The 24,272-nt window shown below is 60.5% G+C and carries 26 protein-coding genes; 15 read left to right on the forward strand and 11 right to left on the reverse strand.

Annotated elements, in window-relative coordinates; all coding sequences use genetic code 11:
• Window positions 1-4: 4 nt before the first annotated feature.
• A complete protein-coding gene (nifL, locus tag MFP24_RS23750; RefSeq protein WP_249232217.1) occupies window positions 5-1,489 on the reverse strand; it encodes a nitrogen fixation negative regulator NifL in 1,485 nt (494 codons plus the stop codon).
• 334 nt (window positions 1,490-1,823) lie between these two features.
• Between nifL and rsxA the strand changes: the two genes are divergently transcribed.
• From rsxA to MFP24_RS23790, 8 genes are read left to right on the forward strand one after another with little or no spacing between them, the layout of a single operon-like run.
• Window positions 1,824-2,402, forward strand: coding sequence for an electron transport complex subunit RsxA (rsxA, locus tag MFP24_RS23755; protein WP_009112707.1), 579 nt, complete (start codon window positions 1,824-1,826; stop codon window positions 2,400-2,402).
• A 10-nt stretch (window positions 2,403-2,412) separates the two neighbouring features.
• Entirely contained in the window at window positions 2,413-2,961 is a 549-nt protein-coding gene (locus MFP24_RS23760) for an RnfABCDGE type electron transport complex subunit B (protein ID WP_249232216.1), read from the forward strand.
• Window positions 2,954-4,399, forward strand: a complete 1,446-nt coding sequence (gene rsxC, locus MFP24_RS23765; RefSeq protein WP_249232215.1) for an electron transport complex subunit RsxC — start codon at window positions 2,954-2,956, stop codon at window positions 4,397-4,399. The genes MFP24_RS23760 and rsxC overlap by 8 nt, the downstream gene beginning before the upstream one ends.
• Window positions 4,393-5,364 carry an RnfABCDGE type electron transport complex subunit D gene (locus MFP24_RS23770; protein WP_249232214.1) on the forward strand — a complete coding sequence of 324 codons (972 nt, stop codon included), beginning with the start codon at window positions 4,393-4,395 and terminating at the stop codon, window positions 5,362-5,364. The genes rsxC and MFP24_RS23770 overlap by 7 nt, the downstream gene beginning before the upstream one ends.
• Before the next feature lies 1 nt (window position 5,365).
• Entirely contained in the window at window positions 5,366-6,016 is a 651-nt protein-coding gene (gene rsxG, locus MFP24_RS23775; RefSeq protein WP_249232213.1) for an electron transport complex subunit RsxG, read from the forward strand.
• Window positions 6,009-6,746: an electron transport complex subunit E gene (locus MFP24_RS23780; protein ID WP_249232212.1), complete on the forward strand. Its 738-nt coding sequence runs from the start codon at window positions 6,009-6,011 to the stop codon at window positions 6,744-6,746. The genes rsxG and MFP24_RS23780 overlap by 8 nt, the downstream gene beginning before the upstream one ends.
• Window positions 6,743-7,006: an RnfH family protein gene (locus MFP24_RS23785; protein WP_249232211.1), complete on the forward strand. Its 264-nt coding sequence runs from the start codon at window positions 6,743-6,745 to the stop codon at window positions 7,004-7,006. The genes MFP24_RS23780 and MFP24_RS23785 overlap by 4 nt, the downstream gene beginning before the upstream one ends.
• A gap of 39 nt (window positions 7,007-7,045) precedes the next feature.
• Window positions 7,046-7,573: a flavodoxin gene (locus MFP24_RS23790; RefSeq protein WP_249232210.1), complete on the forward strand. Its 528-nt coding sequence runs from the start codon at window positions 7,046-7,048 to the stop codon at window positions 7,571-7,573.
• Window positions 7,574-7,689: 116 nt separating this feature from the next.
• On the opposite strand, the gene nifM is transcribed toward MFP24_RS23790, so the two are convergent.
• From nifM to nifE, 10 genes are all read right to left on the reverse strand, one after another.
• A complete protein-coding gene (nifM, locus tag MFP24_RS23795; protein WP_249232209.1) occupies window positions 7,690-8,571 on the reverse strand; it encodes a nitrogen fixation protein NifM in 882 nt (293 codons plus the stop codon).
• Window positions 8,558-9,004 (reverse strand): nitrogen fixation protein NifZ, encoded by a 447-nt coding sequence (locus MFP24_RS23800; RefSeq protein WP_136168386.1) that lies wholly within the window; start codon window positions 9,002-9,004, stop codon window positions 8,558-8,560. Before MFP24_RS23800 ends, nifM begins: the two co-directional genes overlap by 14 nt.
• Window positions 9,001-9,348, reverse strand: a complete 348-nt coding sequence (locus tag MFP24_RS23805; protein WP_249232208.1) for a nitrogenase-stabilizing/protective protein NifW — start codon at window positions 9,346-9,348, stop codon at window positions 9,001-9,003. Before MFP24_RS23805 ends, MFP24_RS23800 begins: the two co-directional genes overlap by 4 nt.
• 261 nt (window positions 9,349-9,609) lie before the next feature.
• Entirely contained in the window at window positions 9,610-10,755 is a 1,146-nt protein-coding gene (gene nifV / locus MFP24_RS23810) for a homocitrate synthase (RefSeq protein WP_249232207.1), read from the reverse strand.
• Between the two features lie 17 nt (window positions 10,756-10,772).
• Complete coding sequence (gene nifS, locus MFP24_RS23815; protein ID WP_249232206.1) at window positions 10,773-11,963, reverse strand: cysteine desulfurase NifS; 1,191 nt, start codon at window positions 11,961-11,963, stop codon at window positions 10,773-10,775.
• A gap of 11 nt (window positions 11,964-11,974) precedes the next feature.
• A complete protein-coding gene (gene nifU, locus MFP24_RS23820; RefSeq protein ID WP_249232205.1) occupies window positions 11,975-12,841 on the reverse strand; it encodes a Fe-S cluster assembly protein NifU in 867 nt (288 codons plus the stop codon).
• A gap of 33 nt (window positions 12,842-12,874) precedes the next feature.
• Window positions 12,875-13,192, reverse strand: a complete 318-nt coding sequence (locus MFP24_RS23825; protein WP_249232204.1) for a hypothetical protein — start codon at window positions 13,190-13,192, stop codon at window positions 12,875-12,877.
• 152 nt (window positions 13,193-13,344) lie between these two features.
• A complete protein-coding gene (locus MFP24_RS23830; protein WP_249232203.1) occupies window positions 13,345-13,803 on the reverse strand; it encodes a NifB/NifX family molybdenum-iron cluster-binding protein in 459 nt (152 codons plus the stop codon).
• Window positions 13,791-15,191 (reverse strand): nitrogenase iron-molybdenum cofactor biosynthesis protein NifN, encoded by a 1,401-nt coding sequence (gene nifN, locus MFP24_RS23835; RefSeq protein ID WP_249232202.1) that lies wholly within the window; start codon window positions 15,189-15,191, stop codon window positions 13,791-13,793. Before nifN ends, MFP24_RS23830 begins: the two co-directional genes overlap by 13 nt.
• A gap of 15 nt (window positions 15,192-15,206) precedes the next feature.
• A complete protein-coding gene (nifE, locus tag MFP24_RS23840; RefSeq protein WP_249232201.1) occupies window positions 15,207-16,583 on the reverse strand; it encodes a nitrogenase iron-molybdenum cofactor biosynthesis protein NifE in 1,377 nt (458 codons plus the stop codon).
• A gap of 271 nt (window positions 16,584-16,854) precedes the next feature.
• On the opposite strand from nifE, the gene dld reads away from it, so the two are divergent.
• The 7 genes from dld to MFP24_RS23875 all read left to right on the forward strand — a co-directional run bounded on the left by dld (window position 16,855) and on the right by MFP24_RS23875 (window position 24,244).
• Window positions 16,855-18,609, forward strand: a complete 1,755-nt coding sequence (dld, locus tag MFP24_RS23845) for a D-lactate dehydrogenase (protein WP_249232200.1) — start codon at window positions 16,855-16,857, stop codon at window positions 18,607-18,609.
• 301 nt (window positions 18,610-18,910) lie between these two features.
• On the forward strand, window positions 18,911-20,476 hold the full coding sequence (locus tag MFP24_RS23850) for a BglG family transcription antiterminator (RefSeq protein ID WP_249232199.1): 1,566 nt from the start codon (window positions 18,911-18,913) through the stop codon (window positions 20,474-20,476).
• 28 nt (window positions 20,477-20,504) lie between these two features.
• Window positions 20,505-20,975 (forward strand): PTS sugar transporter subunit IIA, encoded by a 471-nt coding sequence (locus MFP24_RS23855; RefSeq protein ID WP_009112674.1) that lies wholly within the window; start codon window positions 20,505-20,507, stop codon window positions 20,973-20,975.
• Window positions 20,976-20,997: 22 nt separating this feature from the next.
• A complete protein-coding gene (locus tag MFP24_RS23860; RefSeq protein ID WP_249232198.1) occupies window positions 20,998-21,312 on the forward strand; it encodes a PTS fructose transporter subunit IIB in 315 nt (104 codons plus the stop codon).
• Between the two features lie 25 nt (window positions 21,313-21,337).
• Complete coding sequence (locus tag MFP24_RS23865; protein WP_249232197.1) at window positions 21,338-22,429, forward strand: PTS fructose transporter subunit IIC; 1,092 nt, start codon at window positions 21,338-21,340, stop codon at window positions 22,427-22,429.
• 12 nt (window positions 22,430-22,441) lie between these two features.
• Window positions 22,442-23,293, forward strand: coding sequence for a class II fructose-bisphosphate aldolase (locus tag MFP24_RS23870; RefSeq protein WP_249232196.1), 852 nt, complete (start codon window positions 22,442-22,444; stop codon window positions 23,291-23,293).
• A 90-nt stretch (window positions 23,294-23,383) separates the two neighbouring features.
• Entirely contained in the window at window positions 23,384-24,244 is an 861-nt protein-coding gene (locus MFP24_RS23875; RefSeq protein WP_249232195.1) for a ketose-bisphosphate aldolase, read from the forward strand.
• The last annotated feature ends 28 nt before the right edge of the window (window positions 24,245-24,272 follow it).

Raw genomic sequence — 24,272 nt, forward strand, 5'->3', positions numbered from 1 at the left:
TTTTTCATCCCCTCGAAGTGGCGGTATCGGTGAGGCATAAACCATCAAGCGGCAGGGCGAGCATCATCCTGGTTGCACCGGATGAGATATTCTCGATATTGACCGTGCCGCCCAGCTGCGACGCGATCATCTGAATCAGGCGTAACTCCATGCACTGCCCGGTAGCCAGGATTTCCATCATCGGGTGCGGGGCATTCCGTGCCGCCAGCGGCAGATTATCGGCGACGGAAAAACAGATGCGGCGGCACTGCCGGGCGGCGCGGATCTCAATCACCGTCTCGACCTCCTCGCTTGCCGACAGCGCCAGGCAGCGATCGAGCCACAGGCTGAGCGCGGTCAGGATCAGCGTCCGCTGGCCGCGCAGCGTTAAATCCGCCGAGGAGCACGACCAGACCAGTTTGCCGATCTTGCCGATGCGGTACTGATAGAGCTCCGCCAGATCCGCCAGCATCGCAGGCACCGTCCAGCTGTCCGGCGGCTCATGATGCATTGAGGGACGGCACGCCGTCAGACGGGCTATCGCCTCTTTACCCTCATTCCACGCCGCGCGCAGCGCGACGCTGTCGGCATCGGGGTTCAGGCGCAGCGCGGCGGACAGCATATTTAACGGGCAACTGAGCTGGATCAGCGCCGCGTCCAGCGTTTCGCGGATAGCCGCCATCATCTTATTGACGTTAATCAGGCGTTCGAGCTGGGCGCGCCGATCCTGGTTGATTTGCCGCTGCTGCTCGGTGCAGTCCACAATCACCACCAATTGCCGCGGCGGCGCGCTGTCGGTGAAATAGAGGCTGGCCTCTTCGTTGACGGCGTGCAGCGGCCAGCAGCTGACCGAAAACCAACGCTGCGCGCCGCGAATGGTCAGCGGCAGCAAGGCGTCCGGCGCCGCGTGGTTTAACCCATCCAGCAATACCAGCGGTTCCCGACCCTCGCAGTCGGCGCTGAGGGTTTTATAGGCCAGATTATCCATCACGATTTTCTGCTGGCCGTCCACCACCACCACCGCGGCCGGAATATTGTTCAGCACGGCGGAGATCAGCGTCATCTGGTTACGCACCCGCTGCGCCAGCGCGTAGCGTTCGCTGATATCCTTATGCATCCCGAGATAGTGTTCGATTTCACCCTGCGCGTTGACGATGGGGGAAATGGTGATTTCCGCCAGATAAAGCGATGAATCCCGGCGCCGGTTTATCAACTGGCCGCTCCAGGCGTTACCGGCGGTTATCGTTTCCCACATCGACTGATAAACCGATTCCGGCGTCTGATTGCTGGAAAGCAGATTGTGATTGGCGCCAATCAGCGTTTGCCGCGTATAGCCGCTCAGCGCGCAGAATGCTGGATTGACGTAAACAATGTTCGCCTGCGGATCGGTAATCGAAATAGCGACCGAAGACTGCTCCACGGCGGTGTGAAACACCGCCGCATGCAGCCCCTTTCCCCCCCAGGATGATGTAATCAGCTGTACATCATCCAAAACCAATGATGAATTCATCCTGGCTCCTCCGGTTTGCATTGCGGATTCTGTCGGCTTCATGACAAATTGTCAGATTGCGGAACAGCCGTCGAACGACACGAAATAACCATAAAAAATGTGCAAGATTCATTCCTCATGGATGAAAAAACGCCGAAAGCTTGATCTTGATAGGGGTTTTGGCCCTGATAAGCGGGTTTGGCGCTGTCTGTGACCGCAATCACATCCCCTGGATTTTCCCCGCTGCGCATTTTTGGCGCAGGGAATTGCCTTCTTATCGGGCATTAATTGAGCTGCATAAACTGGCATGGCTTTCGCAATACCCTTGGTGGCAATCATGACGCCGGGGGGATAAATGAAAGAGATACTGCTAATCATGCTGACCAATATTCTGGTCAATAACGTCGTGCTGGCGCGCTTCCTGGGGCTGTGCTCCTTTATGGGCGTCACCAATCAGGTTCACGCCGCCGTCGGCATATCCGTCGCCACCACCGCGGTCATTACGTTGGCCGCCGGGCTGAGCTGGATGGTCGAATCCTGGATCCTGATACCGCTCGATCTGGAATATCTGCGCCTGCTGTCGGTGATTCTGGTGATCGCCTCGCTGGTGCAGCTGATTGAAATGGTGATGGCGAAATACAGCCCGGCGCTCTACCGCACGCTGGGGATCTTTCTCCCGCTGATCACCACCAACTGCGCCGTGCTCGGCGTGGCGCTGCTGATACTGCAGGAGCATCTCGGTTTCACCCACAGCGTGCTGTTCGGCTTTAGCGCCTCGCTGGGGTATTCGCTGGTGATGGTCATCTTCGCCGGTTTGCGCGAGCGGCAGGCCAGCGCCTTGCCGCCGCTGCTGTTTAAAGGCACCCCGCTCAACTTTATTACCGCCAGCATTCTGGCGCTGGCCTTTACCGGCTTCGCCGGATTGTCATCATAGGGAGGCGGCGATGATTTTACTGGTGCTTTCCCTGCTCGCCATCCCGTTTATTTCCGCGATAATCGGCGCACTGCTGGGCTATGCCGCCATCTACCTGAAAGTCGAAAGCGACCCGATGGTGGAAAGCATTGTGGCGCTGCTGCCGAGCGGACAGTGCGGCCAATGCGGCTACCCCGGCTGCCGTCAGGCCGCCGTCGCCATGGCCGGCGGCGAAGCGGCCGTCACCATCTGCTCGCCCGGTGGAAATAGGGTTGCCCAACGCATCGCCGCATTATTGGGTGTCAATCTGGAGGATAACGGCCCCCAAGGGCCTATGGTGGCGGCGATCGCCGCGCCGGGCTGTGACGGCTGCGGCCGCTGTTTAAAACAGTGCGCGTTCGACGCCATCGTCGGGACGACACGTCAGCTGCACGGCGTCCTCAGCGAAGACTGCACCGGGTGCGGCGCCTGCCTGAGCGCCTGCCCTAATAGCTGTATCACTCTCTACGCCGATCCCCATCTCACCCCCGCGGTCGTCAAACCGGGTTTACCTTTACCTCAGGAGCCGGATTATGCTTAAAGCCCTCGCCACGCCTCACGGCGGCATTCGGCCTTATAGCCACAAATCGTTAACCCGCCACCAGGCCATCCGTACCCTCGATACGCCGGACAGGCTAACCCTGCCGTTACGCCAGCATACCGGCGCCCCCGCGCTTCCCGAGGTAAAGGTAGGTGACACCGTCACCTGTGGCCAGCTGCTGGCCCGGCCGTTCGGCCGCATGTCCGCGCCGCTGCACAGCCCGGCGCAGGGTATGGTGACCGAGGTGGTTCCCGGCGAGTCCGGTTATATCCGCTTGCGCGTGTTGCCCTCCACGGCGCAGGCCATACGTCTTGAGCCCCCGGAGGCCCCGCCCGCGGAGCAGATGCTGTCGCTGATCGCCCAGGCCGGCATCGTGGGAATGGGCGGCGCGATGTTCCCGGCGGCGGATAAAATCCGCCTGGCCATGCGCCATGAAATCGACTATCTCATCATCAACGGCGGCGAGTGCGAACCTTATATTACCGCCGACGAGCGCATGATGCAGGAGCAGGCCGAATTCCTGATCGGCGGCATCCGCTATTTACAACAGCTGACCAGTGCCCGGCACGTCTATATCGGCATTGAAGACAATAAAAGCGAGGCGCTCCGGCGTCTTGACGGCCTGTGTCAGGATGAGGAAGCGATGGACGTGGTCGCCCTGCCGTCGCTCTACCCGATGGGATCGGCCAAGCAGCTGATTGAAGCGGTGACCGGCCGGCAAATTCCGCACGACAAACGATCGCCGGAGATGGGCGTGCTGGTGCAGAACGTCGGCACCTGCATCGCCATTTTCCACGCCATTCGCTTTCGTCAGCCGCTGACCCACCGGGTGATCACCGTCAGCGGCCGGGCGATTGAACGGCCCGGCAACCTGCTGGTGCCCATCGGCACGCCGATAAACGCCATTATCTCCGCCTGCGGCGGCATGAAAAGCACCCCCGCCAGAATCATTCTGGGCGGGCCGATGATGGGGCGGGCGACGACCGACCTCAACGCGCCGATCACCAAAGGCACCAGCGGTCTGCTGCTGCTGACCGAAGATGAAATCCCCCAGCCTCACGCCAGCGCCTGCCTGCGCTGCGGCCGCTGCGTCGATGCCTGTCCGATGGGGTTGGCCCCGCTGGCGATGCTGGCGGAGCTGAAAATGGATGCGTTGAATAACGCCCGGGATCTGGGGCTGAACAGCTGTCTGCTGTGCGGTTCCTGCTCATGGGTTTGCCCCGCGGTGCTGCCGTTGACGCAGTTCTTCGACTGGGGACAACAGCAGCTAAGGCTGGAACGGCGCCAGGAGCAAAAAATAGCGCGCGCCAGCGCCAATAGTCTCCGCCGCCAGGCGCGCCTCGCCCGGGAAGCGGAGGAAAAGGCGGCGGCGAAAGCCGCCAGGCCGTCGCGCCGCCGTGCTACGCCAACTACCCCGCTGGAGGATCCCGCATGCTGACATCACCCCATGTACATCAGGGACTTAGCACACAAAACCTGATGTATAAAGTCAATCTGGCGCTGCTGCCGGTGGTGCTGCTGGGCATCATCCAGTTCGGCGCCCCGGCGCTGATGCTGATGTTCGCCAGCGTTGTTACCGCTCTGCTGTGTGAAGCGCTGTGCCTGCGAATGCATCCGCTGGCCCTCGGCCATGTCTTTGACGGCAGCGCGCTGCTGACCGCGCTGCTGTTTACCCTCAGCCTGCCGCCCCATGCCCCGCTGTGGCTGGGGGCGCTGGGTTCCGCCATCGCCATCCTGCTGGGTAAGCATATCTATGGCGGGCTCGGTCAGAATCTGTTTAACCCCGCCATGCTGGCGCGCGTCGTAGTGCTGATCTCCTTTCCGGTGCAAATGACCCACTGGGTCGTTCCCAGCGAGTTCTGGCATGGCGCGGTCTATTCCCTGCATACCGACGGCGCCACCGGCGCCACCCTGCTGGGCGCGTTCCGCGAACGTCTCCAGGCCGATTTTTCATGGCAAAACGCCCTGCTCGGCACCCATAACGGCAGCTTTGGCGAAACGTCCACCCTGCTGCTGGCGCTGGGCGGGCTGTGGCTGTTGCAGCAGCGGGTTTTCAGCTGGCATGCGCCGGTCGCCATGCTGGCCGGCTGCCTGTTTCCCGGCCTGGTGCAATGGCTTATAGCGCCGGAGACGATTTTGCCGCCGATGGCGCAACTCACCACCGGCGGGCTGATGCTGGGGGCGGTTTTTATTATCACCGACCCGGTGACCGGCCCCGGCAGCCCGCGCGGCCGCCTGTATTATGGCGCGCTGGCCGGCCTGCTGGTCTGGGCCATCCGCAGCTTCGGCAATTATCCCGAAGGGGTCGCCTTCGCGGTGCTGCTGGTCAACGCGGTGACGCCGTTGATCGATAGCTGGACCCGGCCGCGCGCCTACGGCTACCAAACGCAGAAGGAGAAATGACATGACCTCTGCCTTTTACCGCGGGCTGAACTGGCCGCCGCGCAGCCACCCGCTGAACCTGAGCTTGCTGCTTGGCGCCTTTACCCTGTTGATCAGCCTGACGATCGGCGGCGTCTGGTGGGCAACCTATCACGAAATTGAGCTGCGCCATCAGGAAGACACCCAGCGTCAGCTGGCGGCCGTCTTCCCGCCGGCGCTGCACGATAATGCGCTCGGCAGCGGCGAGGTCACGCTGACGCTGGCGGGGGAGCCGATACGGATTTACCGCGCCACGCTGCAAGGCCGACCCAGCGGCGTGGTGATGTTCGGCGCCGAACGAGGCTACAGCGGGGTGATTTCCCTGCTGATTGGCATTAATGCCGCCGGCGAACTCACCGGCGTGCGCACCATTTCCCATACCGAAACGCCGGGGCTGGGAGACAAAATCGAACTTGGCCACGGCGACTGGATCCTGGGCTTTAACGGTAAGTCGCTGCAAAACACCACCGAGAAACAGTGGCACGTCAAAAAGGACGGCGGCGACTTTGATGCCTTTACCGGCGCCACCATCACCCCGCGCGCCGTGGTAAAAAGCGTTCACCAGACGCTGCTGCTATTCCAGCGCCACCGGGCCGAATTGCTTGGCTTGACGGAGGAAAAAACCAATGAGTGACATTACCGCGGTCGCGCCGGCGGAGCGCCCCGCCTATCGGGATATTCTGGTCAGCGGCATCTGGACCAACAATATCACCTACGTACAGATCCTCGGGCTGTGTCCGCTGATGGCGGTTACGACCACCGCGACCAACGGCTTCGGCATGGGGCTGATGACCACCGCGGTGCTGGCGGGGGCCAATCTGCTGGTGTCGCTGCTGCGCCATATCACCCCGCACCAGATCCGCATTCCGGTTTATATCCTGATCATTTCCAGCCTGGTGACGCTGCTCGACCTGTCGATGAATGCCTGGATGCACGATCTGCACAAAATACTCGGGCTGTTTATTCCGCTGATTGTGGCGAACTGCGCCCTGCTCGGCCGGGCGGAATCCTTTGCCGCCCATAACCCGCCGTTCGCCGCCACGCTGGACGGCATGGCGACGGGGTTGGGCTTTACCCTCGGGGTGACCTCTATGGGCGCCATCCGTGAAATCATCGGCAGCGGCACGCTGTTCAGCGGAGCGGAACGGCTGCTGGGGCCGGCATTCCATTTTCTGGAAATGCACCTGCTGCCGGACTATGACGGTTTTCTGCTGATGCTATTGCCGCCGGGCGGTTTTGTGGTGATGGGACTGGTGCTGGCGGCGATCCGCGGCGTCAAAGTGCTGCGCTACGGCCGCGACGTATTGAAGAAAGAATCGTCGGGCTCAGGCTGCGGCGCCGGATGCGGAGGCTGCCACGGATGAAATTCACCATCGCCCACGCCAACGGTTACCAGAGCCGCTGCATCGACATGGAAATGCCGGAGCCCGTCACGCTGCGAGAGGCTTTTCTGGCCTCGCCGCTGCCGGCCCTGTACCCCGGGCTGAACCCGGATGTGCATCGTATGGGAATTTACGGCCGCCTTTGTTCCCCGGACAGCGAAGTACGCGAAGGCGATCGGGTGGAAATCTATCTGCCGATTGAACGCGCCGCCGCGCCGGCGGACGATGACGATGAGCAATAACCGCCCTTTTTCGGACGTCCTTTTAAGGAGATGTAAACCATGAGCACTATAGGCATTTTTTTCGGTACCGACACCGGTAAAACCCGCAAGGTCGCCAAGCTTATCAAGCAGAAGCTGGGCGAACAGGCCGCCGATCCGGTGAATATCAACCGCGCCTCGCTCGACGATCTGCTGGCCTACGATATCCTGATCCTCGGCACCCCCACCCTGGGCGACGGGCAACTTCCCGGCCTGGACGCGGAGTGCGTGAGCGAGTCATGGGCGGAATTCGCCAATGAACTGGCAAACGCCGATCTGAGCGGCAAAACCGTCGCCCTGTTCGGGCTCGGCGATCAGGAGAGCTATCCCGATGACTTTGTCAGCGCCCTGGGCGAGCTGTATGATATCGTCAGCGAGACCGGCGCCAATATCATCGGCGCCTGGCCGGCCGAGGGCTATACCTTTACCGACTCCGCGGCGTTGGAAAGCGGCAGCTTCGTCGGGCTGGTACTGGATCAGGATAATCAGCAGGATTTGACGGAAGAACGCGTTACGCGGTGGGTTAGCCAGCTTCAGGCTGAGTTTTGATATGGGAAAATGGTGTTCACGATCAGATTAACGGCGTATCTGCTTACAAGCACCATCATTCCCGCCACTACCCCATCATTCCCGCCACTACCCCGTCATTCCCGCCTACTACCCCGTCATTCCCGCGGCAGTAGGCGGGAATCTCCTACTGAAAGCGTTAACAGCCACTGGCGCTGATACCCTTGGCGGCGCTTTTCCCGCCACTGCCGGCGGATTTGCGCCAATGCGTCCGCTTTGGGCAGTTCACCGGCCGGCCGGATCGCTTCGCACCAGAGAATATGCAGCCCCATCGGGCTTTCCACTACCGGGCTGACGTCATTCGCCGCCAGGGAAAATAATTGGCTATCCAGTACCGGATACAGCATACCCCGGCTCACCCAGCCGATTTTCCCGCCTTCCAGCGCCGTCGGGCACTGCGAGAAACGCGCGGCCAGCCGGGGAAAGCGCCGCGGGTTGGTCTTCAAGCGGCGGCACAGCGCGGCGATCCGTCCGGTGACCGTTACCCTGTCACAATCGACCTGCGTATCGTCAATCACCAGCAGTAAATGGTGCGCCAGCCGTTGCTCCGGGCGTTGGAAGCGATGGGCGTTATGGCGATACCACGCTTCGATTTCCTCCTCGCTTACCTCTGGCGCCTGGTCGGCCACATTTTCCAGCATGGCGGTAAGCAGGGTTTCATGGACCAGGGCCTGCGACAGGCCGGCGGCGTCAATGCCCGCGCGTTGCAAGGCGTTTTGCCAGTCCTGTTCGTCAGCGAAATGGCTACGCAGCAGATACTGCGCGTCGCCGCTATTTTGCCGCGGCGCGCCGATTCCCTGCCGTTGCGCATGGTCGCGGATAGCGGCTTCCAGCCGCCATTGCCGTGCGACCTGTGCGGCGAACGCCGCCCGCTGTTCGGGCGTTTGCCGCCACGGCGGACACTGGTAAAGGGATAAGGAGAGCTTGAGCCGGGAGTAACGCTGCCACATGGTCGGCGCATCGATATTACAGGTCGTCACGATCGATCGCCTCCAGAGCATGTTCCGGCACCTGTAGCAACGTACCGCCGAACAGCACGATAAACTGCATCGGTTGCATATCGCGTTCCACGCCCATTATCTGACCGACATCCCCGGCCTGCACCCGGATATGGCGATCGGTGGCCAGGATCATGGCGGCGGCGACCCAGTCGCCGTATTGAAACGCCCCGTCGACCCAGGGGGCCGCGGCCGGTATCAGCTCGTGCTCGCGGCAGCCCACAATGCGGTCGCTATCCAGAAAATGGACCTGGTAGATAATATTGTCCTGCAAAAACGTGCCCCACTCGCGCACGTAGCCGACGGCACCACGGCGCACCAGTTGCTCGCCGCGCGCCATAGCCGGAAAAGTACCGTCATTACGCAGGGTGCGGATCGCCCGCACCGCTTCGCCAAACGCAAAACGCGGCTTCATCCGTTTTCTCCTTCATCCAGCAGCAGCCAGGGGATAAAACAGCGGGCGCTGCGCTGATAGACTTTCAGCGGCGAACGTTCCCGCAGTTCGCCGCCGACAACGTGGCGATAGCTTTCGAGCAGCATCGCGCGTACCTGTTGCAGCCGGAATTGCTGACGCTGCCGCGGCGCGAGCGGCGGCTCATCAAAGAGTTGATAGCGCCGCAGGCGCAGGTTGAAAGCGTGCAGGATATGCAGATGTTTAACCCGTACGCTGCGTTCATCAAACGGAATGGCGAAAAAACGCAGGAAGTCTTCGGCGCTTTCCAATTGGCTTACGCCGGGTAGTTGATTAAACCAGTTCATACTTATCCTCTTTAGACCTGAGGAATCCCCACAAATTTGGGGAAAGAATTTCTGTAAGCACAGTGAAAGTTTCGTGCGCACTAACCTCAGTCGATTTCTATGACCGTCACAGCACGCGCCCGACACGGAGGGGCTCACCCGGCGGTCACGCCCACCTCAGCGCGATTTTTTACGCGAAGGAAAACCTTTAAAAACCACATCCTGCTATCTGAGACGATTTATCAAATAATGCTTAATTATTTGCTGGGAATCCCTCAGCCTTCAGACGACGTTAAGCTCCCCGGCCGGTGTTTCGCTTATCCCGCGATAGAGGCGGTAAAGCTCATCGCCGGTGGGGCTGCGTTTGTCGCTTTCGGCAAAGGCGCGCAGCGCTTGCTGAATCAGCGGGATTTGCGCCGCGCTCAGCGGCAGGCCCAACTGCGAGAACACCGCCTCCAGCGCCCGCCGGCCGGAATGCTTGCCCAATACCAGTTGGTGCTCGCGTCCCAGCAGCTGCGGCGCAACGCTCTGATAACTCTCAACCCCCTGCAACAAAGCTGCCACGTGTACGCCCGACTCATGGGTGAAGACCCGTTCGCCGACCAGCGGTTGCCGACAAGGGACGCTCTCTCCGGCGGCGCCGGCGACCTGCCGGCACAGGGCGGGCAACTGCCGGGTATCGATATGGGTGGCGCCCAGCCGCGTATGCCGCAGCGCCAGCGCCACCTGCTCCAGCGCGGCGTTGCCCGCCCGCTCGCCCAATCCCAGAACGGTGGTGCTGACGTGCGTCGCCCCGGCGCGCACCGCCGCCAGGGTGTTCGCCGTCGCCATGCCGAAATCGTTGTGGGCATGGATCTCCAACTCGCCCGGCCAATAGCGCCGTAGCCGCCGAATCTGCCGCCCGGTCGCAGAGGGATCGAGCAGTCCCAGGGTATCGGCAAAGCGCAAGCGGCCGGCGCCGGCGATGCCGGCGACCTGCGCCACCGCCGCCAAATCCGGCTCGTCGGCGCGTGAGGCGTCCTCACCGCCCACGCAGACCTTAAGCCCCAGCGACAGCGCGAAGGAGATCAGCTCGCCGAGCCTCCGCAACATATCCGGCCACGCCAGGCCGACTTTGTACTGCCGCAAACAGGCGGACACCGGCAGTGAAATATCGACCCAGTCCACTCCCAGCCGCGCCGCCTGCCGGATATCCTGTTCATTCAGCCGACACCAGGCCATCAGGGTGATATCCGGCAGGCGCTGGCGGATGCGATAAATACGCGCGCGCTCCTCGTCGCCCATGGCGGGGGTGCCGACTTCCAGCTCGGGCACCCCCGCCCGCGCCAGCGATTCGGCAATCGCCAGTTTCTCATCGGCGCTGAACGCCACGCCGGGGCTTTGCTCGCCGTCGCGCAGCGTGGTGTCGTTAATGACGATGGTTTTCATCGGCGCAATCTCCCCGGTTAACCCCAGGCGGGGGTGAATTCCCCCGGTTTTCCCTGCTGCCAGTAGGGCGACAGCGCGCGTAGGCGGTCGATCACCGGCGGGATCTGTTCGAGCACGTAGTCGATCTCTTTCTCGCGCGTATAGCGCGACAGCGAAAAACGGATGCTGCCGTGCGCCGCGGTATAGGGGATGCTCATCGCCCGCATCACGTGGGAGGGCTCCAGCGAGCCGGAGGTACAGGCGCTGCCGCTGGAGGCGGCGATTCCCGCCTGATTCAGCATCAGCAGAATGGCCTCCCCTTCGATAAACTCAAAGGCGATATTCAGCGTATTCGGCGTGCGCGGCTGCCCCGCTCCCATCACCCGGGTGCCGGCGATGGTCCGCAGCCCGGCTTCCAGCCGGTCGCGCAGCGGGGCGATGCCGGCCGCCATCATCGGCAGATGGATGGCGGCCAGTTCACTCGCCATGCCCATGCCGACGATACCGGCGATATTTTCCGTGCCCGCCCGGCGGCCGCGCTCCTGATGTCCGCCGCGCAACAGCGGGCGAAAGCGCGTACCGCGGCGCAGCCACAGGCAGCCGGTGCCCTTCGGTCCGTGAATTTTATGTGCCGAACAGGAGAGCATATCAATTGCCGAATCCGTCACCGCGACCGGCACCTTCCCCAGCGCCTGCACGGCATCGCAGTGAAACAGAATGCCCTGTTCATGGGCCAGTTGGGCCATCCGCTCAACCGGAAACAACACCCCGGTTTCGTTATTCGCCCACATAACGCTTACCAGCGCCACGCCGTCGTGCAGCAAGGCGCGGTAGCGATCCAGATCCAGCGCGCCCTGCTGGTCTACCTCCAGCCGGTGAATTTTATAGCCCTGCCGTTCCAGGTGCTCGCATACTTCCAGCGTGGCCGGGTGCTCCACGGCGGTGGTGATGATTTCGCGCCGCGCGGGAAAGGCTTCCACCGCGGAAAGAATGGCGGTCGAGGTCGCTTCCGTCGCGCAGGAGGTGAAGATGACTTCACTGTCGTGACGCGCGCCGAGAAAACTGGCGACCTGTTCGCGCGCTTTGGCCAGCGCCCGCCGCGACGGTTCGCCGAAATCATGAATCGACGACGGGTTGCCGTACTGATCCTGCAAAAACGGCAGCATGGCTTCCAGCACCATCGGGTCCAGGCGGGTGGTGGCATTGTTATCCAGATAGATGGGTTTCACGTGCACGCTCCTTAGCAGTCTGAAGTCTGGAAAATCACCCCGGCGGCGGGCGTATCGGCAACCACGCGGATAAAGCAGCCCAGCCGCTCCAGCAGTTTCTGTTGCAGCCAGCCCAGCGTCATATCCGTCATCATGCAGCCATTGCAACTGCCGGACAGGGCTACCCGCACCTCATCGTCCGTCACCCGGATCAGCGTAATGTCGCCCCCGTCCATCTGGATATGCGGCCGCAGTCCGGCAACGATCTCTTCCACCGTCCGCCAGCGTTCGCTTTTCTCTTCCACCGCCGCCGCTGGCGGGTTATCGCCGGCCGCGTCCAGGATCGCGCCCAGCGCCTGCTCGATTTTTTCATGACAGGCGGCGCACCCGCCGCCGGCCTTGGTGTAATGGATGACCTCTTCCAGCGTGGTCAGCCCGTTGGTCAGCACCGCGCGTTTGATTTGCCCTTCGTCGACGGCAAAGCATTTGCAGATCAGCGCGCCCTCTTCATGCTCCTCATCCAGGGTTTCGCCGCGATAGTTGGCGATCGCCACCCGCAACGCTTCCTGGCCCATTACCGAGCAGTGCATCTTTTCAGGCGGCAGACCGTCAAGATAATCGGCGATATCCCGATTGGTGACCCGCGCGGCGGCTTCCAGCGTTTTACCGATAATCAGTTCGGTCAACGCCGATGAGGAGGCGATGGCGCTGCCGCAGCCAAAGGTTTGAAATCCGGCTTCCTGAATCACTTCGCTGGCGGGGTCGACCCGCAGCATCAGCCGCAGGGCATCGCCGCAGCTGAGAGAACCGACGTCGCCCACCGCATTCGCCTGCTCGACCACTCGGGCGTTGCGCGGATGAAAGAAATGTTCTTTTACCTTTTCGGAATAATTCCACATGCTCTCTTCTCCCGTTGGTTACCGCTCGTCGATCTATGCCGTTGCCGCCGCGCACGTCCCCTCTGCGCAATGACATCCCAGCGGCTGAAACTCCACCCAGACGCCTTGCGCGTCGGAGCTGATGCGCGCCTGCGCCAGGTGCCGCCAATGCTGTTCGGAGGCCAGCAGCCGCAGCCCGGCGACGTCGCGGCATTCGTCGCCCGGCAGCGCCTGCGCGCGCCACGTCATCCGCAGCGTCCAGCCCCGGCAGGCATCCCCCATCACCACCAGCGCCAGACCGGCGGTCGGCTGAGTACGCTGCCGTTGGCGCTGTCTGAGCTGGTTTAGGGTCGTCGCATCGATTTGGATCATGGTTTGGGCTCCGCTATCTGACGCTTATCACTGAGCAAATGTGATGCCAGTCACAAAAAATCTCTTTTATCAGTGAGATAGCGGAAAAAATAGTTGGCGATCTGTGGCATACCCGCCGGTAATTGTCGGTTTTGTCGCACAGCCGACAAGCGTCACTCTTCGTCGCACCAGCCGTTTTCCTGCATCATGGCATCGAAACGGCCGTGGTCTTTTTTGCGCAACGATTTCTTGATCCCGCCGTCGGCGCACAGCGCCTGCGCATCGGCCAACAGCACCGCTATCGGGGTATTGCGCGCCACGTTCACCGCCCGCACCCCGATCGCCAGCAGCCGCCTGAACGCCGTATCGCCGATGGCCGTGCAGTAGAGGGTGAAACAGCCCTCCACCGCGCTGACGCGGCTGGTGAGTTTATCCTCGCTGTGGCCGAGCAAGACGGTGAAGTCGGCCACTTCCAGCAGCTGTACTTCATCACGGCGTATGCCGTAAATCGCCAGACGCGGCGACGAGCCGAAATGCTGATCGACGACGCGCAAATCGACGCTGGCGAACGCAATACGAATAATCCAGCTGTCGACGGAGGGGATCGCCAACTGACGGGTTAAATGTCGCATGGCTTTGTCTCCATAATGGGGTCCTGCGCGGCGGCGGACGGAAAAGCCTGTTTCAGAGGAGAGTGATAAACCGGGAGCTGGCGATGGGCCTGACGCATGGCGTTCGCCAGCTCGAACAGGGTATCGCGCATTCCGCCATAGCCCTGGCGCAGGCGACGGAACTCGCCGAGGCGATCGAACAGCGGAAAACCGATACGCACCAGCGGCAGGTGGTATTTCTGCGCCAGCGCCGCCGCATGCGAGTTGGCGCACAGCATATCCACCGGGTGACGTTGTAACCTATCGTCCACGTCCTCCAGATCGCCGATTTGCACCTCGGCCACCGGCAGCGCGGATAGGCCGGGCTGGTTCGCCGGGGCGACCACGCACTCGGGCCGGATCCCCTGGCTGAGGGCGAAGTCCAGCCAGGCGGCCAGCAGATCGCCTTCCGCCGCAATCGCCATCCGCTTGTCCTGGAGCCAGATATGGGTGTCAATCATCGCGTCCTGCAACTGGCCGCGCTGGCGGGCGATCCAGACGGGCACGTCGCGGCCGGAGAGCTGGCGCAGGCGCTCGATAAAGGCGTCGCACCGATCCAGCGTCATCAAATGCGGCAGCCAGAGCGACGGCGTATGGCTGCGGCGCTCCAGCAGACGCGAGGCGCGCTGGAGCGACACGCCGATGGCGATGGTCGACGCGCTCTGCCCCATCTGTTCAAGCTGGCGCAGCGGCGTGCCGCCCTGGGTCAGGGCGGAAAAATCGCCCTCCGCCAGATGGCCGTCCAGCGACCCCGCCAGATCGGGCAAAACGATCGCCTGCAGGCCGAAAGCCTCGACATAGCTGCGGATCTGTTCATGGTCGCCGGGGGTCAGCATATGCCCCAGCAGCAGGTTTACCCGCTTTTTGCTGATGGCGCTGACGTTCGGGGATGGCGGCACGCACTGTTCAATCACGCTTTCCAGCACGGCGGCATAGCCATTTTCCATCGAGCCGTAAAAATCCGGCGAACTGGCGGCGACCACGGCGACGGCGTGATATTTGGGGTAGGTCTCTCTGAACTGGCGTAAGGCGAAAGCCAGATCCGCCCCCTGGGCCTCCGACAGGCCGGTGCTCAACACCACCATTATCTTCGGGTTATGGCGCTCGCACAGCAAAGCCAGGGCGTCCAGGACGTTATCGTTCGACCCCATAATGGTGGTGACCGGATCCATCGCCGTGGTTTGCAAGGGAATGGGCTCGTGAAAGTGCTGAATAAAAAACACCTTGGCGAAAGCGCTGCACCCCTGGGCGCCATGAACCAGCGGAATACACCCCTCCAGCCCCATGCTTGCCAGAATTGCCCCCAGCGGCTGCCCGCTTTTAATCGGGCTGGTGGCCAGCGGTTTCGGCGATTTCAAAATCTGCGCCATTGCATTTCTCCTTCCTCAGCTCTGCCAGGGCGCCCGGCGGTTCACCTGCGGCCAGATCGGGCTTTCCAGCGTCAGGCACAGCTGGCGAGCCAGGGCGACAATCCCCTGATATCCGGCGAAAGCCTGTTCCCGTTCCTGATTGATATCCAGAAACGGCAGCCGGGCCTTATAGGCGGTATACATGTTGCGCCCTCCGGCAATCATGATGTCGGCGTGGTAGCGATACGCGGTATCCAGCAGCAGTCGGGCGTTGCCGTCTTCCAGCATCACGGCGTTCTCCCCCATCAGTTCACGGATGCGCGCTTTATCCTCTTCGGTGGATTTCTTGGTGCCGGTGGCCACCACCTCCAGACCCAAATCCTGCAGCGCGGAGACCACCGACCATGACTTCACGCCGCCGGTGTACAGCAGCGCGCGCTTGCCCTGCAGACGCCGGCGATAGGGCTCCAGCGCCAGATCGGCCGCCTGCTCCTGCCGTTGGATAAGTTCTTCGGTTCTGGCCTGTAGATCCTTATCGTTCAGGGCGCCGGCCAGGGCGCGCAGCGAGCTCGACATCTCCCGCAGGCCGTAAAAGCTGCCTTCAAACCAAGGCGTGCCGTAGTGAAGCTCGAGGTGGCGCGCCACGTTGATCAGCGCGCGCGAACACACCAGCATATTGACTTCGGCGCGGTGCAACGTCTGCAGCTCGGCGAAGCGGGCGTCGCCGGAGAGGCTTCCCAGCACGCGGATCCCCAGGCGATCGAGTAACGGCAGCACATGCCAGAACTCGCCGGCGATGTTGTATTCGCCAATCAGACCGATGCTGTGCCCCCGCGCCTGCGGGATGGCGAAATCCGCCGGCCAGGGCGCGGGTTCGCGGCCGCCGATCACCTTTTTCGCCATAATGTCGCCGGCGATGCGGTTGCCCAGGTTTTTGCCGCCGTAAAATCCGGCGGCATCGATAGCGATGACCGGAACCTGATTGACCTGCTCCGCCGCCCGGCACACCGCCTCAATATCGTCGCCTTCCATGGCGGGCACGCAGGTGTTGTAGATAAACACCGCCGCCGGATGGTAGCGCTCGACGATATGGCGCACGGCATGAAACAGGCGCCGCTCGCCGCGCCCCATGATCACATCCTGCTCGCTCATATCGGTGGTGAATCCCAGCCGGTTAATCCGCGGCCCGGAGCTATGGCTGCCGCGGTTATCCCAGGAACTGCCCGCGCAGCCAATCGGGCCGTGCACCAGATGGGCGACGTCCGCAATCGGCAACAGGGTGATTTGCGCGCCGTCAAAGGCGCAGCCGCCCGCCGCCGTACCCGGCTTGGGGGCGCTGCAACCGGATTTCCCGCCGCCATTATGCGCGCAGGCGGGTTGATCCATTAACGCCACGATTTCGCTATTTCTCATCACTCACCTCGGCTCGATTAACAGGACTCCATCTATCCAAGATGCAATCGGTATGCCACAAGGTAATCATTTGATTTATAGAAACTTTATATTGTCGGCTATGCAACAAAACCAACAATGGCAAGATAAAAACGCTATAGCGCCGACGGCGGTGGAGATAACCGGACAAAATGCTGATTTTTACGCTAACTATCGGTATCTATTAGCAAGAATGAAACAGAGGACTATGCTTTTATCGTGTTATTTAGCGTAATTAACAGGACAAACTGTCATGCAGGACTATGTAAAAACTCCCTCCGCCGTGGATTCCCAGGGTCTTATTCGCACCCTGACCGATATCGTCGGCAAATCGCATATCCTTACCGATCAACATAAAACGGAACGCTATCGCAAAGGTTTCCGCTCGGGTCAGGGCGAGGCGCTGGCGGTAGTCTTCCCCGCTACGCTGCTCGAACAGTGGAAAGTGTTTAAAGCCGCCATCGAGGCCGGCCGCATCGTGCTGATGCAGGCGGCCAATACCGGCCTGACGGAAGGCTCCACGCCGAGCGGCGAGGGTTATGACCGTGAAATCGTGATCGTCAATACCCTGCGGCTGGATAAAGTCCAGTTGCTGGACGAAGGACGACAGGTTGTGGCGCTGCCGGGCAGCACCTTGTGGCACCTGGAGCGGGTGCTGAAACCGCTGGGGCGCGAGCCGCATTCGGTGATCGGCTCTTCCTGCATCGGCGCGTCGGTGGTCGGCGGCATTTGCAACAACTCCGGCGGCTCGCTGGTGCATCGCGGTCCGGCCTATACCGAAATGGCGCTCTACGGCCGGGTCAACGAACAGGGACAGGTGGAGCTGATTAACCATCTGGGGATCAATCTGGGCACGACGCCGGAAGAGATCCTCACCCGGCTGGAGTTGCGGCAATACCGCGCCGAGGACGTCATTCACGACGATCGCCAGGCGTCCGACCATGAATATGCCGAACGTATCCGCGATGTGGACGCGGATACCCCGTCGCGCTTTAATGCCGATGAGCGCCGACTGTTCGAAGCGGCCGGCTGCGCCGGCAAACTGTCGGTTTTCGCCGTCCGCCTGGATACCTTCGCGGCGCAAAAGTCCCAGCAGGTGTTCTATATCGGCACCAATCAGCCGCAGGTGCTGACCGAGCTGCGCCGCCATATCCTCTCCGGCTTTAAAAACCTGCCGGTGGCGGGGGAATATATGCACCGCGATATGTTCAATATCGCCGAGGTATACGGTAAAGACACCTTTATCATGATCGACAAGCTGGGCACCGACAAAATGCCCATGTTCTTCAACCTGAAAGGACGCATGGACGCCATTTTCGGCAAAGTGCCCTTTCTGCCGGCGCATCTGGTGGACCGCACCATGCAGGTGCTCAGCCGTCTGCTGCCCTCCCACCTGCCCGATCGCCTGAAGACCTATCGCGATCGCTTTGAACACCACCTGATGCTGAAGATGGCCGGCGACGGCATCGAAGAGGCGCGCCAGTGGCTGGAACGCTATTTTCGCGACGCCGACGGCGAATTCTTTGTCTGTACGCAGGAAGAAGGCGCCAAAGCCTTTCTGCACCGCTTCGCCGCGGCGGGCGCGGCCATTCGCTATCACGCGGTGCACAGCAACGAGGTGGAAAACATTTTGCCGCTGGATATCGCCCTGCGGCGCAACGACCATGAATGGTTTGAGCGCCTGCCGGCGGAATTCGATGAGATGCTGGAACACCGCCTCTATTACGGCCACTTTATGTGTTACGTCTTCCATCAGGATTACATTGTGAAGAAAGGCGTCGACGTGCATAAGCTGAAAGAGAAAATGCTGGCGCTGCTCGACCAGCGCGGCGCGGAGTATCCGGCCGAGCATAACGTCGGCCATCTGTATAAGGCCAAACCCCAGCTAAAAGCGTTCTATCGGCATAACGACCCGACCAATAGCCTGAATCCGGGGATCGGCAAAACCTCGAAACTGAAAAACTGGGGCGGCGACTGCTGCGGCGATGAACACCACTCGGCGCATTGACGGCTCCCGCAATAAAAATAGTTATCCTGACAGGCGCACAGCCTGTGTCTGTCAGGAGTAAATAATATATTTTGCATTAATACGAGATCGTCATCACATTTAACAGCCGATAAAATGTGATCCAGTCGAAATTAATCCCCTATTCTGTGGATGTTTTAATTTTGTCCCATCTGCCGGACAGCATTTAGTATGGCCGTTATTTGTCCGGGAATCTATATTCAATATTAGCAAAAGGATGATAAACGAACCTATACCAATAATAATTAACATCATATTTGACGCAGAATACAAGGGTTATATTATGCAACCACTTACCTCGCGACAAAACAGATTATTGAAGTATTTGTTACAGCATCAACGCTATGTAACGGTCAAAAATATTGCAACCCATCTGAACATTTCAGAAAAGACCGTACATCGAGATATGCAATTTATTGAAAGCTTTCTTGCCGGATGGAATATCTACCCTGAGAAAAAAGTCGGCGCGGGAATTCTGTTAATTTCTGATGATGTTAAAAATCTTATTCATCTGGAACAACGGCTTGTTGCGGATGACGGCGGTTCAGACGCGCTGGCCAATAATGCGCGCCGGGTGAAAATCGCCTCGCAGCTGCTCAGCGACACGCCGCTGGATACCTCGATCAGCAAGCTGGCCGAGCGCTACTTCATCAGCAATGCGTCAATCGTCAACGACTTAAAGATTATCGAAAGCTGGATCCGGCCGCTGGGGCTAACCCTGATCCGCAGCCAGAGCGGCACCCATATCGAAGGGAGCGAAAACCAGGTGCGCCTGGCCATGGCCACCCTGATCAATGAGGTGATGAACCACAAAGAGCCGGGCAGCCTTAACCACTCGCGCCTCGATCCCGGCAGCTACCATGCGCTGATTCACTATTTCGGCGAGCCGGACGTCGGCTTCGTCCAGCAACTGTTGCAGGAAATGGAACAGCGGCTCTCTTACCCGCTGGGGGAGCCTTATTATATCAATATTTTCACCCATATATTAATTATGATGCACCGTATGGCGCAGGGTAATTCCCTGCCGCCGGGCGAAGAGACGCACCATAACCAGGTTGACCGCCATATATTCAGCATTGCGGAAAATATGATTGAAAAAATAGAACAAAGAATTAATAACCGCCTGCCCGATAACGAGGTCTGGTTTATCTATCAGTACATTGTTTCTTCCGGCATTGTGATTGAAGAACATGGCGACCGCTCGGTGGCCAGGCAACAATTATCCAATGGCCAATCACGGCGGGTGACGCTAAAGCTGATTGATATATTTTCCACTCTGATAAATATCGATCTGCGGGCGGATACATTATTGTATGACGGACTGCTGATTCATATTAAGCCGCTGCTTAATCGCCTGAAATACCATATTCGCATCCGCAACCCGCTGCTGGAAGATATAAAAAGCGAGCTGCGGGATATTTATCATATTACCGAACGCGTGACGCAGCTGCTGTGCCAACGTTTTCAACTACCGCCGATCGCCGAAGACGAAGTGGGTTACCTGACGGTGCATTTCCAGGCGGCGCTGGAGCGGCAAATCGCCCACCGGCGCATTCTGGTGGTGTGCTCCAGCGGCGTCGGCACTTCGCACCTGCTCAAAAGCCGCATCCTGCGGGCTTTCCCGGACTGGATCATCGTCGGCGTGGTTTCCGCCGGCAGCATGGCGGCGTTTTGCCGCCGGGAAGCGGTGGATCTGGTGATCTCCACCATCCACCTGGAAGAGCGGCAAACCCCTATCGTCTACGTTTCGGCGTTTTTTAATGACGATGACATCAAGCGCGTCACGGAAAAGGTGATTGCCGGTCAATTGCATCAGGCGGTGAATTTACTCCCGGCGGCTGAATATTAGTTCCTTTTAATTGTTTGAGGTGAAGTGGATGGACATTAATAAGATTCTCAATGCCAATCGCGTCAAATTAGCCATGACGGCGCGGAATAAAGAAGAAGTTATTCAGGAACTGACCGAACTGCTGTATCAGGACGGCGCCATTATCTGCAAAGAGGCCTTTATTCGCGACGTCTGGCTGCGCGAAGCCGAAGGCTCCACCGGTTTTGAAAATCATATCGCCATCCCGCACGGCAAATCCGCCGCGGTGACCCAAACCACGCTGGCCATCGGCCGCACCCGGCAGGACATCCCCTGGGAGACGCTGGATGGCAGCAACGTCCGCTGCATCATTCTTTTCGCCGTGCGCCTGGAAGACCAGAACACCACGCATATCCGCCTGCTGTCTCAGGTTGCCGGCGCGCTGGCCGACGATGAGGTGATTGCCCGACTGCTAAACGAGCCCGACCCGGAAAAAATTATCCAACTGTTCGGCCAGTACGCGGAAACAGACCTCTGCTAATCCGGAAAAGACGAGGAATAACATGAAAATAGTTTGTGTAGCCGCCTGCACGGCAGGCATCGCGCATACCTATATCGCGCGGGAAAAACTTATCAAGGGCGCCAGGGCGCTGAACCACGACATCAAGGTGGAAACCCAGGGCACCATCGGCACGGAAAACGCATTATCCGCGGAGGATATCGCCGCCGCCGACGTGGTGATCCTGGCCACCGATATCAAGATAAAAGGGGAAGAAAGATTCAAAGACAAACCGGTCGTCCGGGTAAAAACCGATGTGGTGATTAAGTCCCCGGTGAAGTTTCTGGAAAAAGTGGCGGGCTCGCTGGCAGGCGCCTGAAGATTAACTTTTCGGGAATAACATGATGAACGACAGCAAAAATAGACTAGGCCAGGAAATAAAGGGGCACCTGCTTACCGGCATTTCCTGGATGATCCCGCTGATCGTCGCCGCCGGTATCTGTATCGCCCTCGGCCAGGTGATTGGCGGCACCAACGTGGCGGAAAAAACCGGCAGCTTCGCCTGGATGCTCAACCAAATCGGCGGCTGGGGCATGGGACTGATCGTGCCGCTGATCAGCGCGGCCATCGCCTACTCCATCGCCGACCGTCCCGGCTTCGCTCCCGGCCTGATCGTCGGCTTTATCTGCGGGCAGATCCAGACCGGCTTTATCGGCGGCATCCTCGGCGGCTTTCTGGTGGGCTATACCGTGCTGCTGCTGCGCCGCTACATCAAACTGCCGGCCTCGATGCAGGGGCTGATGCCGGTGATGATCCTGCCGGTGCTCGGCACCGTTATCGCCGGGCTGCTGATGATGACGTTTATCGGTCAGCCCATCGTCTGGCTGCAAAAAGCGCTGATCCACCTGCTGGAATCCATGCAGGGCGGCTCGAAGTTCCTGATGGGCGCGATCCTCGGCGCCATGGCCACCTTCGATTTTGGCGGACCGGTGAATAAAACCATGTCGCTATTCGCCGACGGCATGCTGGTGGACGGCATCTACGGCCCGGAAGCGGTGAAGTTTGTCGGGTCGATCATCCCGCCGTTCGGCATCACCCTCTCCTTCCTGCTGACGCGCCATAAATACACCAAAGCGGAGAAAGAAGCGCTGAAGGCCGCTTTTCCGATGGGAATCTGCATGATCACCGAAGGGGTGATACCCATCGCCGCGCGCGATCTGCTGCGCGTCGTCGCCAGCTGCGTGGTCGCCTCGGCCATCGCCGGCGGGCTGATCATGGTCTGGGGAGTGGAAGCGCCTGTGCCGCACGGCGGCATGTTCGTGGTGCCGTTGTTCACCAAACCGCTGATGTTCTGCCTGGCGCTGGGCATCGGCACGGTCATCTGCGGCGTGATGCTGTCGCTTATGAAAAAACGCGTCACGCAGGCGGACGAAGAATTCGACGATATCGACGACGGCAACGTACGCGACGAAGACATCAAATTCACCCTTGAATAAACAGGAGTGGCTATGTACGCCCCAATGAAAGCCGTTATTGCCGACGCCTATCAGCGGCAGTACGCCGTGCTGGCGATCAACTGTTTCAACCTGGAAACCGCGCGCGCCGCCATCAGCGCCGCCGAGCGGCAGCGGGCGCCGCTGATCCTGAACGTTTACCAGGGGCACAGCGCGCATTTTCCGCCTCCGGTAGCGGTGGCGGTGGTCAGCGCGCTGGCGCAGCAGGCCACGGTGCCGGTGGCGCTCAGCCTGGACCACGGCAACGCGTTCGATCTGATCGGCCAAGCATTCCGCGCCGGTTTCAGCGGCCTGATGATCGATGCCTCCAGCCACCCGCTGGCGGAAAACATCCGCCAGACCCGCCAGGTGGCGCGGATTGCCGCCACCGCGGAGGTGTGCGTGGAAGGCGAACTGGGTCATATCGCCGATGCGCCGGTTTACGATCCGGCCGATGCCGCGGTGAAGATGACGCAGGTGGAAGACGTGCGGCCGTTTATCAGCCAAACCGGCATCGACCTGCTGGCCGTTTCGGTCGGCACCGCGCACGGGCTGTACCCGCCCGACGTAACGCCGCAGATTAACTTCGAGCGCCTGGCCGCGCTGCATAAGGCATCTCCGGTGCCGCTGGCGCTGCATGGCGGCAGCGGAACCCGCGCCGAAGATATCCGCCGCGTCAGCCGGTACGGCGTGGCGAAGATCAACGTCGGCGCGGCGGTGTTCGCCGCCGGCAAAACCGCGTTGCAGCAGACTCTGCAACAGCACCCTGCCAGCGAACTGGCCGAGGTGATGGCGGTAATGGAATCCGCCTGCCGCGAAGTAGTGTTGGAATATCTGGGCTGGTCCGGCTCCGCCCATAAGGCCTAAGCCGCGTTTCACTCGTTCACGCATCACCATCGGCGCGCCGCGCCGGTGCGGGAAAGTTTTACCCCTAATCAGAGACGAAAGGAGAGTAACATGTTGATTTCAATGCACGAAATGCTAAAGCCCACCCGTGAGCACCGCTTCGCCATCGGGGCTTTCAACGTGGCGGACAGCTGCTTTATCCGTGCGGTGGTGGAAGAAGCGGAGTCCACCCATACCCCGGCGATTATTTCCATCCACCCCAGCGAACTGGAGTTCGTTACCGACGAATTCTTTGCCTACGTGCGCGAACGTACGCTGCGCAGCCCGGTGCCGTTTGTCATCCACCTGGATCATGGCGCGTCGATCGCCCACGTGCTGCGCGCCATCCAGTGCGGCTTCACCTCGGTGATGATCGACGGTTCACTGTTGCCGTATGAGGAAAACGTGGCGCTGACGCGCGAAGTGGTGGAACTGGCGCACGCGGTGGGGGTTTCCGTTGAAGGCGAACTGGGCACCATTGGCGATACCGGCACCACCATAGAAGGCGGCGTCACCAAGGTGATCTATACCGAGCCGGCGCAGGCGGAAGACTTCGTCAAACGCACCGGCGTGGATACGCTGGCGGTGGCGATCGGCACCGCGCACGGCATCTACCCGAAGGATATGCAGCCGCAACTGCAGATGCACATCCTGCGCGACATCTCCGAGCGGCTGCCGATCCCGCTGGTGCTGCACGGCGGTTCCGCCAACCCGGACGCCGAGATTGCCGAAGCGGTAACGCTGGGAGTAGGCAAAATCAATATTTCCAGCGACATGAAGTACGCCTACTTCCAGAAGGCGCGCGAGATCCTGAGCCGGGAAACCTGGTGGGACCCGAACGCCATCTACCCGGAACCCATCAAGGCGGCCAAAGCGGTGATCCGCCACAAAATGGCGCTGTTCGGCTCCACCGGCAAGGCCGGTCTGTACTAAGCGGCGGCCCGCCGCCCGGCCGCAATGG

Origin of the sequence: Brenneria tiliae (assembly GCF_023347575.1) — a bacterium.
GTDB classification, from domain to species: domain Bacteria; phylum Pseudomonadota; class Gammaproteobacteria; order Enterobacterales; family Enterobacteriaceae; genus Brenneria; species Brenneria corticis.